The organism is Halovivax asiaticus JCM 14624, assembly GCF_000337515.1.
GTDB lineage: Archaea > Halobacteriota > Halobacteria > Halobacteriales > Natrialbaceae > Halovivax > Halovivax asiaticus.
On the sequence record NZ_AOIQ01000002.1, the window covers coordinates 94,891 to 107,684 of the forward strand.

10 protein-coding genes and 1 pseudogene are annotated in these 12,794 nt (G+C 65.1%); 7 read left to right on the forward strand and 4 right to left on the reverse strand.

Annotated elements, in window-relative coordinates; all coding sequences use genetic code 11:
- Window positions 1-23: 23 nt before the first annotated feature.
- The 5 genes and pseudogenes from C479_RS00450 to C479_RS00470 all read left to right on the forward strand — a co-directional run bounded on the left by C479_RS00450 (window position 24) and on the right by C479_RS00470 (window position 4,989).
- Window positions 24-764, forward strand: a complete 741-nt coding sequence (locus C479_RS00450) for a formate/nitrite transporter family protein (RefSeq protein WP_049906994.1) — start codon at window positions 24-26, stop codon at window positions 762-764.
- A 135-nt stretch (window positions 765-899) separates the two neighbouring features.
- Window positions 900-1,452 (forward strand): annotated as a pseudogene (locus C479_RS00455) (DoxX family protein).
- Window positions 1,453-1,563: 111 nt separating this feature from the next.
- A complete protein-coding gene (locus C479_RS00460) occupies window positions 1,564-1,989 on the forward strand; it encodes a CBS domain-containing protein (RefSeq protein WP_007696307.1) in 426 nt (141 codons plus the stop codon).
- A gap of 680 nt (window positions 1,990-2,669) precedes the next feature.
- Window positions 2,670-4,484, forward strand: coding sequence for a glutamine--fructose-6-phosphate transaminase (isomerizing) (gene glmS, locus C479_RS00465; protein WP_007696309.1), 1,815 nt, complete (start codon window positions 2,670-2,672; stop codon window positions 4,482-4,484).
- A gap of 298 nt (window positions 4,485-4,782) precedes the next feature.
- Complete coding sequence (locus C479_RS00470) at window positions 4,783-4,989, forward strand: DUF7563 family protein (RefSeq protein WP_007696311.1); 207 nt, start codon at window positions 4,783-4,785, stop codon at window positions 4,987-4,989.
- Between the two features lie 60 nt (window positions 4,990-5,049).
- Here the strand turns inward: C479_RS00470 and C479_RS00475 are convergent, their stop codons facing one another.
- Together C479_RS00475 and C479_RS00480 are read right to left on the reverse strand one after the other, a co-directional pair.
- On the reverse strand, window positions 5,050-6,054 hold the full coding sequence (locus C479_RS00475) for a GNAT family N-acetyltransferase (protein ID WP_007696313.1): 1,005 nt from the start codon (window positions 6,052-6,054) through the stop codon (window positions 5,050-5,052).
- Between the two features lie 4 nt (window positions 6,055-6,058).
- On the reverse strand, window positions 6,059-7,681 hold the full coding sequence (locus C479_RS00480; protein WP_007696315.1) for an alkaline phosphatase family protein: 1,623 nt from the start codon (window positions 7,679-7,681) through the stop codon (window positions 6,059-6,061).
- 221 nt (window positions 7,682-7,902) lie between these two features.
- Between C479_RS00480 and C479_RS00485 the strand changes: the two genes are divergently transcribed.
- Window positions 7,903-9,123 (forward strand): DegT/DnrJ/EryC1/StrS family aminotransferase, encoded by a 1,221-nt coding sequence (locus C479_RS00485; protein WP_007696317.1) that lies wholly within the window; start codon window positions 7,903-7,905, stop codon window positions 9,121-9,123.
- A gap of 55 nt (window positions 9,124-9,178) precedes the next feature.
- Here C479_RS00485 and C479_RS00490 read toward each other — a convergent pair whose 3' ends face one another.
- The gene (locus C479_RS00490) at window positions 9,179-11,095 is read right to left on the reverse strand and encodes a DEAD/DEAH box helicase (RefSeq protein ID WP_007696318.1); all 1,917 of its coding nucleotides are present in this window, start codon (window positions 11,093-11,095) and stop codon (window positions 9,179-9,181) included.
- A 210-nt stretch (window positions 11,096-11,305) separates the two neighbouring features.
- Here C479_RS00490 and C479_RS16410 point away from each other — a divergent pair, with 210 nt between their 5' ends.
- Window positions 11,306-11,482 carry a hypothetical protein gene (locus tag C479_RS16410; RefSeq protein ID WP_007696319.1) on the forward strand — a complete coding sequence of 59 codons (177 nt, stop codon included), beginning with the start codon at window positions 11,306-11,308 and terminating at the stop codon, window positions 11,480-11,482.
- 148 nt (window positions 11,483-11,630) lie between these two features.
- On the opposite strand, the gene C479_RS00495 is transcribed toward C479_RS16410, so the two are convergent.
- Complete coding sequence (locus tag C479_RS00495) at window positions 11,631-12,584, reverse strand: transcription initiation factor IIB (protein WP_007696320.1); 954 nt, start codon at window positions 12,582-12,584, stop codon at window positions 11,631-11,633.
- Between the last annotated feature and the right edge of the window lie 210 nt (window positions 12,585-12,794).

The window sequence follows — 12,794 nt, forward strand, 5'->3', positions numbered from 1 at the left end:
CGACGAGCGATGTTCTCGCGTCGGTGATAGACAGCGGCGTTCACGAGATTAATCGCGAGCGCTCCGGACTGCTCCTCTCGGGGTTCTCCGCGGGACTCGATATCGGGTTCGGGCCGCTCCTCATGGCGGTCGTCCTGACGCTCTCGACCGGCGGTTTCGGCGATCTCACCACCGAACTGCTCGTCGCGAGCGCCTACGCCGTCGGATTCATCTTCGTCATCATCGGGCGCTCGGAACTGTTCACCGAACACACCACGCTCGCGGTGATTCCGGTCCTTGACGGCAAAGCGACGGTGACACAGCTCGCGCGCCTCTGGGGACTGGTCTATGTCGGGAACGTCTTGGGGGGTGCAGCGTTCACGATCCTCGCCGTCGTGCTGATGCCGGGCCTCGGCGTCGTCGATCCGGCTTCGTTCGTTGATATCGCGTCGAAGCTCATTACGCACGACCCGCACTGGCTGCTCGTCGCCGGGATCTTCGCCGGCTGGTTGATGGGATTGCTCGCCTGGCTGCTCACCGCCGCGCAGGACACGACGAGTCGACTGTTGCTCATCTGGATCGTCACGGCGACGATCGGACTCTTGCATCTTCCTCACTCGATCGCCGGCAACGTCGAAGTACTCTTCGGGCTCGTCATCGCCGACGCGATCACGGTCGGCGACTACGTGGTCTTCCTGGTGCTTGCGACGATCGGGAACGCACTGGGTGGCGGAATTTTCGTCGCGTCGATCAAGTACGGCCACGTCGTTCGCGGCGGCGGGTAGTGGCCACGTTGTGCTGTCGAGGATTCCGGAGGCGATTGCAGTACTGCAGATCGGGTTTTAGCAGGGCGGCCCTCCAAACCTCACTAGTGGAGCTGACAGTCACTTCTATCAGTAATGAATGCGGTTGGGTACCGTATGGCGACCGAAGAAGTGAATCTAGAGAGTACGATCGGCGGGTTCACCGCGGCCGGGCAACTCCACACACTGTCGGTCTGGTCATCCTCGCGCTCAGGCTGATGATGGGGCTGGCGTTCTTCCAGAGCGGGATCGATAAGGTGCTCTCGGGGGAATTCGGTGCCAGTTTCTACCTCACTACTGTCGTCCCAGACAACGGCAGTCCAGCAGCCGATCTGTTCGTGGCGATGGGCGAGACGGGCTGGTTCGTCGAGTTCGTCAACGTTGCGGTGCCGTGGGGCGAGGTCCTCATCGGGCTTGGCCTCCTGTTCGGCGCGTTCACCCGACTCGCGGCGTTCTGGGGCGCGTTCCTGATGCTCATGTTCTATCTGGGCAACTGGGAGGTGAACCACGGGTACATCAACGGCGACTTCGCGTACATGCTCGTCTTCCTCTCGGTCGCCGCCTTCGGCGCCGGTCGCATCCTCGGCCTCGACGCTACCTCGAATCCTACGACGTCGGTGGACAGCCGCTGATTGAACGGTATCCGGCCCTCAGATACGTACTCGGGTAATCGACGGCGTTCGATAGCTGCGTGTGTCGGTACCGTGGTGGACCGGGCGATCGTCACTGGCCGGCCCGCCACGGGATTTATGCCCGTGGTCGTGGGCAGCTATCCACGCTTATGCCAGTCGAAAACCTCGCCAGAAGCAGGGTCGTCACCGCTGACACAGACGAAACGGTCGCCGAACTCGCCAGTATGATGGACGACGAACACGTCGGGAGCGTCGTCATCGCTGACGGCGACGAGCCGGTCGGGATCGTCACTGATCGCGATCTGGCGACGCGCGTCCTCGGAAACGGGTCGAACCCGGACGAGACGACGGCCGAGGACGTGATGTCGGAGGAGCTCACGATGGTGTCCGAATCGGACGGGTTCTACACTGCGGCCGAACGGATGGCCGAGGAAGGGGTCAGACGGCTACCGGTCACCGACGGCGACGGCCAGCTCTCTGGCATCATCACCGCGGACGATTTCACGGAACTGCTCGCCGACGAACAGGCCCAACTCTCGTCGATCATTCAGGCCCAGCGTCCGGCCTACGACTGAATCGGCCTGGCGGACACCCTCCAGACGATGCGATCGATCGCGTGACCGAGCCACTGCGCGTGATCGCGTCTCTGGGCACGTGTGTGAGTGACCAGGAGCTGGACCGTGGAACCGGTCACGGTACTCGTTTTTCCCGACGACCGAGCTGACTAGACGGGGTGCGACGCGGCAGCGACTCGGCCGTTCGGCCAGTTTCCGCTCGGTGCGAACCCTACTCGCCCAGTGGCTCGTAGGGTGGGACTAGGCGAAGGATGGCTGGGGCTGCTGGTAAGCTCTGTTCTGGCGTCGACCACCTGCTTGCTGGTCGTCAGGGAGCCACAGCCAGTGGTCGTGCGTGAACCCCAATCTTGGGTGACGGACGCGTTCCAATCGAGTACCCCACAGAATACCGAGGTGCAATTCGCTGTCGAGTGAGCGTGAATCCTGCGAGGGCGTGAGGCCTCATTGTGAAGGGCAACTTCCTTCTGCGTCGTCGAGGCGAAAGCGACTCGTGTGGAACCGCCACGACGGCGCCTGTACCCAGAGGCTACCGAACGACGTAGCCGCTCAATAGTAATGCCTGCCGGGCAGTTGGCTGGGGTTATGAGCGACCGATCACTGCTCGTTTGGCCGTCAGAGCCGACACTGGCCGCTACCGCCCGACCGAGTGCCGGTCGGCCTGCCGTCCGGGGTGGCCGATAATGTGCGGGATCATCGGCCACGTTGGCGACGGCGAGGCGATCGAACCCCTGCTCACCGGCCTCGAGAACCTCGAGTATCGTGGCTACGACTCCGCGGGGGTCGCCGTCCAGAACGGGACGGGTATCGAAATCGCGAAGCGATCCGGGACCGTCGACGAACTGGTCGAATCGCTCGAGGGAACGCACCTGGGCGGCTCTCTCGGCATCGGTCACACGCGCTGGAGTACGCACGGGCCGCCGACCGACGAGAACGCTCACCCGCACACGGATTCGACCGCCGATGTCGCCGTCGTCCACAACGGAATCATCGAGAACTACGGTGCGTTGAAAGAGCGACTACAGGAGGAGGGACACGAATTTACGAGTGACACCGACACCGAAGTCGTACCCCACTTGATCCAGTACTACGTAGACCGGGGTTACGACGGCGAGACGGCCTTCCGAAACGCGATCGAGGAACTCGCCGGTAGCTACGCGATCGCGGCCATGTGTGACGGAGACGACCGTCTGTACGCCGCCAGGGACGGCTCCCCGCTGGTCGTCGGGATCGACGGTGACGACTACTACCTCGCGAGCGACGTCCCGGCGTTCCTCGAGTACACCGACGATCTGATCTACATCGAGGACGGTGACGTGGTCGTCCTCGAACCGGACGGTATCTCGATCACCGATGCGGACGGAGCGCCGGTTCGACGCCGTCGGGAGACGGTCGACTGGGACGCCGAGGAGACCGGCAAGGGCGAGTTCGACCACTACATGCTAAAGGAGATCACTGAACAGCCGACGTCGATCGCCCAGACGATAGAGGGCCGATACGATCCGCGACGCGGCTCGGTCTCGTTCGACGCCTGTGAGCCGGAGACATTCGCCGACATCGACCGGGTCGTCCTCGCGGCGTGCGGGACGTCGTACCACGCCGCGCTGTACGGGGCGATCGTGCTGCGGCGGGCCGGCGTCGACGCCGATGCCATCTTGGCCAACGAGTTCGGCGTCTCCGCCCCGCCTATCGACGACCGAACCCTCGTCGTGGCCGTCACCCAGAGCGGCGAGACGGCCGATACGCTCGGCGCGCTCCGGGCGGCCTCCCGGGCCGGGGCGACGACGCTCGCCGTGACGAACGTGATCGGGTCGAGCGCCGCCCGCGAGGCCGACGAGCAACTGTTCATCAGGGCGGGCCCCGAGATCGGCGTCGCGGCGACGAAGACGTTCTCCTCGCAGGCGATCGTCCTCACGCTGCTGGCGGATCGCATCGCGACGGCGTCGACGGGATCCTCGTCGCTGCCGATCGACGACATCTGTGCGGACGTCGACCGACTCCCGTCGCTCGTGGAAACGCTCCTGAATGGCTCCGCGGCCGAGTCGGTCGCCCGGCGATATCGCGGTGAGCGGGCGTTCTTCTTCATCGGGCGAGGGCTGGGCTACCCGGTCGCGCTCGAAGGGGCGCTCAAGTTCAAGGAGATCACGTACGAACACGCGGAGGGCTTCGCCGCGGGCGAACTCAAGCACGGCCCGCTCGCCCTCGTGACGCCGGAGACGCCCGTCGTGGCGATCTTCACCGGAACGGAAGACGAGAAAACGCTCAAAAACGCCGAGGAAGCGGCCACCCGCGGCGCACCGATCGTCGCCGTCTGTCCGGGCGGCCACGACGCCGTCTCCCTCGCCGACGCCCACCTCTCGATTCCGGACGTCCACCCCATGCTCTCGGGCTTGCTCGCAACCGTCCAGCTCCAGCTGGTGTCGTATCACGCTGCGAACTTACTCGATCGGGAGATCGACAAGCCACGCAATTTGGCCAAGAGCGTCACCGTCGAGTGAGTCGATCGGTGGGCCGTCGGTTTCGGTTGGGGTAGCTGTTCCGGGGCACTGAGTTCCCGTCGTTGGCGACCGGGCAGTCACCACACACGGGCTGGAGAGCTTCGAGCGTAATGAGGGGCCAGTATCCCCTCATATCTGGTGATTAATTCCTTGCTACTGTCTGTAAATACGAGAATAAACGCAAGAAGGCAGGCGAATTTCCGCCGTCTTCTATCGTGACACGTAGTGACAATCGCTCGTCGCTCCCGATCCATTACGACCTCCATACCAATGTCGGTTCTGTCGGTATCCGTGATCGATGGCACCCGAATCCGAAACGAAGTGGACGCCGCTCGAGGCAGAACGATCGACGGCCGCACCGAACTGCGTGACCTGTGGCAATCGCGTCACCCGGCAATTCGCCCGGGTGTTCGGTGACAATCGGGACGTCGTCCACGCCTGTCCCGAGTGTTCGACCTACCGAGAGATGAAGACGTCCGACTTCATCCCTAAAGCTCACCGCTGACGCGGACCGTCGTCAGGTCCGCCGGACGCGTCAGGCCCGACCGGGCGCTTCGAGAGCCGGTTACACGGCCTGCTCGTAGCGTTCGACGAGGTGGTCGATTCCGAACGTGCCCGACGTGATCGTGTGGTGGGTCTCGAGACGCGGGTTGAACTTCGCCTTGTACCGGTTGATGGCCGGGACACCGGCGCCAACGAGGTCGTAACTGGTCGCCTCCGAGTCGATCCCGTCGGCGATGATTCGCCAGTCGAGCAGATCGTTGACCGGTACGTCGACGTCCTCGAGTTTCACGCCACCCTGCCACCGGAAGCGCGTGTCGTCCGATTCGAGAACGAGGATGCCGCCGCAGAACTCGCCGTCGACCCGGCAGACGTAGGGTCGAATCGCACCCGCCGGGAGCGCGTCGTACAACGCGCACACGTAGGATGGCTCGAGGTGGAACGGGCGCCCCTGTTTCTCGTACCGCGTCGCGACCTGTTCGACGATCGAGTCGATCGCGTCCGGTCCCTCGACGGTGACGGAGACGCCGTCGGGGACTGATTGGACGTTGCGACGCGCGTCCGAACTGAATCGATCTCTGACGGCTTCGGGTGAGTCCTCGAGATCGACGACGTAGGTGTACTGGAGCGAGACGTCGAAGCCGTTCCAGGTGAACGGCCGAAGATCGTCGATGCCCGCCGTCGTCACTTTCCAGTAGACCGGTGAGCAGGCGTCTTCGAGCCACTCGAGACAGCCGTCGACGAACGATCGCAGGCGTCTGTCGGCCTTGCGTTGCTTCAGGTGACTCATCGAGTGAACGACCGGGCCCAGGTAGCACGACCAAGACTGTGGCGCCGGCGAGAACACCGCCGCGAACGGCCCCTTCGTCAGTTCGAACGCGGGGAAGAGCCCGACGGGTTCCTCGCCCTTGAACCCGGCCAGGGCGTGGACGGTCGTCTCCGTCTCGGCCGCCTGCAGCGCCAGTGCCTCGGCCCGGTAGAACGGGTTCGATCGATGGGCGCGATCGACGAGGCGATTCCACGCGTCGGGCTCAGTCTCGAGGTCGTACTGTCTGATGTCGACGCTCATGATGTTAGAGGTAGCCCAGATCTGAAAGGCGGTCTTCGACGGTCCCGTCGTTCGTCGCCGTCGTTGGTCCCGGATCGTAGGCAGGATAGGAGTCGATCTCCCCCGATCCGACGATCGGAAGTGCTCGTCCGTCCATCGTCTCGTCGATGGGGACGCCGAAGTACGCACAGATCGTGGGCGCGACGTCGAAGAGGTGTGCGTCGGTGAGCGGAACGTCGGCGACGGTGGGCCCCGTCGCCGCGATCACCCCCGTCCGTTTGTGGTTCCACGGTTCGATCGGCTCGCCGAAGGCATCGCCAGCGAGCCTGGCGACGAGAGCGGTGTCGAAGTCACGCGGAACCGTCACGATGTCCGGGCCGTTTGCGAGGTGTGGGCCCTCGAAGAACGCCTCCCGGGGTCCGACGCGGTCGAACACAGGTTCGCCCTGTGGCGTCTCGAGGTCGGCCAGCAGGTCCACGACCCGCGATCGGACGCGCTCGTACTCGGCGGCGGGAACCTGCCCGTTCGGCTCGCGACCCTCGACGTTGAGTCTGACGCCGAGTTCGCTCTTCGATCGAACGTAGGCCGCCGAGGCCGGGAAATCGACCTGCTCGCTTCCGGCCCTGATGACGTCGTTCGGGACGTGCCGGCCGATCGGTTCGGCGAGTCCGACCTGGTCGAGGACGCCCGCGACGCGCTGGGTGGTGATACCCACCTTCGCCGCGAGTTCGATCGCCCGTTCGAGCGCGCCGGGGCTGTGCTCGCTCGCGTCCGCGCCCTCGACGAAGTCGTTCTCGAACGCGCGAGACCACGTGGGCATGCCCTCCCCACCCTGCTTTCGTTCGAGGAGTTGGTGGTCGGAGAGGACCTCGTTCACTCGCACCTCGGCGTCCCGGACCGGGCCGATCCCGTGGTCGCTGACGAGCATTACCGCACCCGGATCGACCGTTTCGAGCGTTCGTTCGAGTTCGCGATCGACGGCCGCGTACACCGTCTCGACGGCCTCGTCGTCTCCCGGCCGTTCGTGAAAGACGGAGTCCGTCAGCTGGAACTGCACGAAGGCGAACTCCGGTTCGAATCGATCGAGGAGGTATCGGAAGGCACGGCCTCGCTGGCGGATAGTCCGCTCGTAGGCGTCGAGCTGGTCGTCGACGTTCTGCCAGCTCTGCGGGTAGATCCGATACGGGCCGATGGCGTCTTCGATCTCGCTCAGGATCCCGTCCGGGTGACACGCCGGGTCTTCCGGTGCGGTGAGCCCGGGGACGAGTGCCCCGTCGAACGCCCGGGCCGGATGGGTGACCGGGACGTTGACGACCACGCTCGAGTAGCCGTGCTCGTCCAGCAACTCCCAGATCGGCCGCGACCGGACGTGCGTCGCGTTGACGACGTCCCAGTCGTAACCGTCGAACGTGAGGAAATCGAAGACGCCGTGTTTCCCCGGATTGGTTCCCGTGTACAGCGACGGCCAGGCGCTCGCCGTCCACGGCGGAATCTGTGATTCGAGCGGGCCGACCGTGCCCGACGAGCACAGCCGTTCGATCGTCGGTGCGGTCCCCGCTGCGAACTGATCGTCGAGCACCGACTGACAGCCGGCGTCGAGCCCAACGAGTAACAGGTCGGGTCCCGACGGTGCTGCGGATCCGTCCATGCAGGCCCGTTCCCACTGGGTCGCTTTGTTATCGCATCGCTTCAGCGCGTACGGTCGCGTTTCAAGGGCAGTCACCGGTCTCGACGGGTTCCACCCGGTCTGTACGCCGATCGTACGGGACCGGCGAACGCCGTAGCAAACGGATGCTAAAGCCAGCCGTTGGCTAGTGTCAAGGCGATGGCCCTGTGTCGGGATGGCCGCGCCCGCGACCGTGATCCTCGATGGTAGCGTCTGGTCGCCAGCGACAGCGGAGAACGCACGAGGACGAACCAGGCGGGCGATCGACGGGAATCGGGTCGTTCCTCGATCGATACGCGCCCGAGTATCGCCTCTATGGAACCGGAAAGGTCGCGCTCAGGGACGCCGTCGCCGCGATGCTTCCCGAGACGGCTGCCGACAGTCACCCGTCCCACTCACTCGACCGTCGACAATCCGCTCGCAGCGAGCCCGTCGACCGAACGACACAGTCGACGTGGAACGTCCTCCTGCCGGCCTACGTCCCGGACGCGGTCGCCGAACCACTCCGGGAACTCGGTGTCGAACCGCGATACTACGCCATCACGCCGGAACTGAAACCGGACGAAGCGGATCTCGCGGCACGGACTGACGAGGGAACGCTCGCCATCGTCTCGATCGATTACTTCGGGTTCCCACAGCCGGGTGTCGATCTCGTCGTAGCCCACGCGGCCGAACACGACTGTTATCACGTCGACGACAACGCTCACGGGGCCCTGAGCGTCGCGGACGGGAAACTGCTGGGGACACTCGGCGATGTCGGGATCACGAGCCTCTGGAAGACGCTCACGGTGCCGAACGGGGCCGTCCTCTACGTCACGAACGAGCGGCTTCGTGAGCGGATCGATCCCTCGACCTGTGCTGGCGTCGCCGACACGGTTACGATGGACGACGTCAGTTTCGTCTGCGCGCGTGGACTCGACCGCGTGCTTGGGGCCGTCCCGGATCTCCGGCGCGTGGTCGACCCGATCGTCGACCGCGTCTCAGGCGACGTTCCCGGGCCAGCGGCCCGGTACGAAGCCGGGAAACGACCGTGTTCGAAACTCACGGCAGCAGTCTGTGCTCGTGTCGACCCGGCGTCGATCCGCATGCGACGCAGAGCGCACTATCGTGCCTGGCTCGACGAACTTCACCAGATCGACGGCCTTACCCCACTCTTCGAGACGCTTCCCGTAGGCATCTGCCCGCAGTGCGTCCCGGTCGAGGCGGCCCGACCGGCCGTCGTCCAGTCCCAGCTCGCGACGGCCGGGCTGGACGTTCACACCTGGCCGAGACTCCCCGCCGACGTCGTCGCCGATCCCACCTACGAGACGGCGCAGACACTCGGCGCGAGCGTACTCGCGCTCCCGGTCGACCAAGCTGTCGACACGGACCGGATCGCATCGCTGGGCGCCACGCTTCGGTCAGTGAACGACCGTCGTTGTTGACGGGGCATCAAATTCAGGTCGCCGGTGATCTGCCGGGTCGTCGGCACTCTGTTCGTCACTCCGCTCCAGATTCTTCCGTCGAGTCCGTTTCGTCGGGACGGTCGACGGTGTGTTCCCTGACGGAGATGCCCTTGCGCCCGAGGTGCTGGAGCTGGCGGCGGGCGAAGTCCTCTTCGCGAGAGCCCCGCGTCGCGAGCACGTAGACGAGCGCGCCACCCGCCGGGCGCATCGTTCGCCCGGCACGCTGGGTACCCTGTCGTCGTGAGCCGCCGAGGCCGGAGGCGATGATGGCGAGGTCGGCCGTCGGGAGGTCGAGTCCCTCGTCGCCCACCCGGGAGACGAGCAATTGCTGGCACTCGCCGGCGCGGAATTCGTCGAGGAGACGCTGGCGCTCGTGGTGGGGCGTCTCCCCGCTGAGGAAGGGAATCGAGAGCGCGTCGGACAGTTCCCGGCCCTGGTCCAGGTACTCGACGAAGATCAGCGCCTGACCAGACGGGTGGGCAGCGAGCAAGGTTCGGACCTCGTGGATCTTCGCGGGATTCTCCGCGGCGATACGATACCGTTCACGCCCGTCGGCCGCGGCGTGGGCGTTGCCCGCTTCGTCCGCCCAGGGAACGTACCGAATCTCGAGTTCGGGTTCGGCGACGAAGCCGGCGTCGAACAGGGCGTCCCAGTCGGTGCCGATCGGTGGGCCGACGAGGGTGAAAATTTCGGCCTGCCGCTCGTCTTCACGGATCGGTGAGGCGGAGAGTCCGAGCCGGTAGCGCGACTGTAAGTGTGTCGCGCGCCGGTAGACGTCACTCGGGACGTGGTGGACCTCGTCGAAGATCGTCAGTCCCCACTCGCGGTCGTCGAAGAGGCTTCGGTGGCGATCCATGCCCGCGATCTGGTACGTCGCGATCGTCACCGGCCGGATCTCTTTCTGGCCGCCGTGATACTGCCCGATCTGGGCGGGATCGAGCGTCGTGTCTGCCGCCAGCGCGTCGGCCCACTGGCGAGCCAGGTCGCGACTCGGAACCAGGACGAGCGTTTCGCCCCCGACCCGTTCCATCGCGCCCATCGCGGCGACCGTCTTTCCGCTACCCGGCGGCCCGACGAGCACGCCAGCGCCCTGGTCGTCGAACCGTTCGACCCAGGTTCGCTGGTAGTCTCGTAGCGAGACGGTGAGTTCCAGATCGAGTGGGTCCCCACCGTCCAGTTCCCGATCGTCCTGCACGGGGTAGCCGGCCTCGTAGAGTTCGCGCTTGATCGCCGCCTCGGCGCCCTCTCGGACCCAGTCTTCGGTCTCCGAAATCGGTGCGTGAACCTGCTCTTCGTCGAGGAGCGGTCGCGCGACGTTGCCCATGATCTCGGGCGACTGCGCTTCGAGCACGGTGTAGCCGTCCGGATGCGTCGTGAGGCGGAACTGCCGTGCCCGGTCCCACTGGCTCTCGATCCAGTCTTCGAGGGTGTCGTTTCGCTCGCCGAGGGCCTGGCGGATGGTCCGTCGAAGGCCATCGAGGGTATCGTGAGGAGCCTGCCAGACGTCTTCGGGGCGGACGACGTACCGGTAGCCACCGTCACCGGTCGTCTCCGCGAGGTGGGCGAATTGCGAGAGCTGGGCGCGCGTAAACTGCTGGGGCTGGTCGACGACGATCTCCCGGCGCTTCGGAAAGACGACGACGCGTTCGCGGGCGCGGGGATCGTCGAGGTCGCTCGGGTACCAAACGACGGGATCCGCCTCGACCGACAGACGCGTGACGTCACCGTCGTCGGCGAGCCGGTCGAGCGCCGCGTTCGCTGCCTCGTGGCTCGTTCCGAGTGCCGTCGCCACGGTTCCGGCGGTCAAGATCGGTCGACCCTGCGTCTCGCAGATGTCGTAGAACGACGCGAGTGAGAACGAACTCGTCGGCTCCTCCGCGCCATCGGTGTCGGTATCGGCCGTCGGCTCTGATGGGTCCCCACCTGTGGGCTCCCCGGTCTCGTCGGTCACGCCAACGGGTATTGCGCTCGGGGCTAAACCCGTTACGCCTCGTGAGTCCGACGCCTACGTGTCCGCCCGCGAACGAAGCGAACACGTGGTATCGTGTCCGTGCGCTGCGTTACGCATCCCACGCAGGACGGCTGCGACTCACCGCTGATCGACGTGACTGAAGACTGATTGGTGGGAACGGCTAAGCGGCTTCAGTCCGTACGGTGACCCATGTATCGGGCTATCCTCCCGGAAGGCCAGATCGTCTGTGAGCGCTACGAGCACGTAGAGGAAGGGATCGAACTGTACGACGACGATGACGCGTTCGTCGCGTTCGTTCCGTACTCGACGTTAAACGCCCTGATCGACGAGGACGCCTACGGGTCGGACGAACGCTCGATTATGTAACGGAGCCCGGCCTGGACGGGCCGACCGTGCGGATTTCGTGACCGACCCGGTCGATGGATGCCGATCCGATGATGGCTGGTGTCGTCGCTTCGAGCCAGATCCGCCTCTTCTGTAGTTCCTCGCAGACCCGCTGTGGGGACGCTCTCGATCAGGCGGCTGGCTGCTCGTCGATCGCGTCGAGCTGTTCGCGGTAGCGGTTTCTGACCGTGACGACGGTCGTCTGGGCGGTTTCGGCGACCGCACGCTGTGGAATGGTCTCTTCACACAGCAGGCCGGCGGCGTAGATCGCCGCGGCGGCGAATCCGGTCGGCGATTTTCCCGAGTGCAGGCCGAGCTCGGTTGTCTCGTCGATGATATCGATCGCGGTGGTCTCGACCTCGCTGCTGACGTCGAGTTCCGAACAGAATCGGGGGACGAATTGCCGGGGGTTGGTTGGTTCTAAGTTGATGTCGAGCTCGTCGGCGATGTACCGGTAGGTGCGCCCGATCTCGCGCTGGTCGACGCGCGAGACGGCGGTCACCTCTTCGAGACTGCGCGGGATATCGTCTTTCCGACAGGACATGTACAGCGCGCTCGTCGCAACGCCCTCGATCGAGCGCCCGCGGATCAGGTCGCGATCGAGCGCCTGTCGGTAGATGACGCTCGCGGTCTCCTTGACCGGTTTCGGCACGCCGAGGGCGCTCACCATCCGATCGATCTCCGAGAGCGCGTACTTCAGATTTCGTTCGCCCGCGTTCTTCGTCCTGATTCGCTCTTGCCAGACTCTGAGCCGGTGGAGCTGTCCGTGCTTGCCGGCGTCCATCGAGTGACCGTTCGCGTCCCGATTCCGCCAGTCGATCGTCGTCGTCAGGCCGCGATCGTGCATCGATTGTGTCAGCGGCGCGCCGACCCGGGACAGTTCTTCGTGCTCTCGGGCGTCGAACGCGCGCCACTCAGGCCCGTAGTCGATCGGTTCGTCGCTCAGGACGAGCCCACACTCCTCACAGACGAGTTCCCGCCTGTCCGGATCGTGGACGACCGTCTCCGTCTCACAGTCCGGACACTGGCCCTCGCCGACGCTGGTCTCTTCTCGGACGTTCTTCGTGGTGACGGACCGTGTCATCAGTGGATTGGCAGACTCAGGCACTCACTGTAAGGCCTTGCCATGGTTTCAGTGGAAATACGTACTTACTGCGGCCGATTCGACCCGTTGCGACCGATCGTCTCACCGTTGCATTCGGACAGTCCGTCCGATTTCCTCGCAAGTGAGCGCAGCTGCTTGCGTCGTCTGGCAACGCTCGTCTGGCAACTCATCGGCCGGGTATCCGAGCGA

Coding starts and splice junctions, on each gene's coding strand:
- C479_RS00460 (WP_007696307.1), top strand. CDS start 1,564: ATGCCAGTCGAAAACCTCGCCAGAAGCAGGGTCGTCACCGCTGACACA.
- glmS (WP_007696309.1), top strand. CDS start 2,670: ATGTGCGGGATCATCGGCCACGTTGGCGACGGCGAGGCGATCGAACCC.
- C479_RS00470 (WP_007696311.1), top strand. CDS start 4,783: ATGGCACCCGAATCCGAAACGAAGTGGACGCCGCTCGAGGCAGAACGA.
- C479_RS00475 (WP_007696313.1), bottom strand. CDS start 6,054: ATGAGCGTCGACATCAGACAGTACGACCTCGAGACTGAGCCCGACGCG.
- C479_RS00480 (WP_007696315.1), bottom strand. CDS start 7,681: ATGGACGGATCCGCAGCACCGTCGGGACCCGACCTGTTACTCGTTGGG.
- C479_RS00485 (WP_007696317.1), top strand. CDS start 7,903: ATGGTAGCGTCTGGTCGCCAGCGACAGCGGAGAACGCACGAGGACGAA.
- C479_RS16410 (WP_007696319.1), top strand. CDS start 11,306: ATGTATCGGGCTATCCTCCCGGAAGGCCAGATCGTCTGTGAGCGCTAC.
- C479_RS00495 (WP_007696320.1), bottom strand. CDS start 12,584: ATGACACGGTCCGTCACCACGAAGAACGTCCGAGAAGAGACCAGCGTC.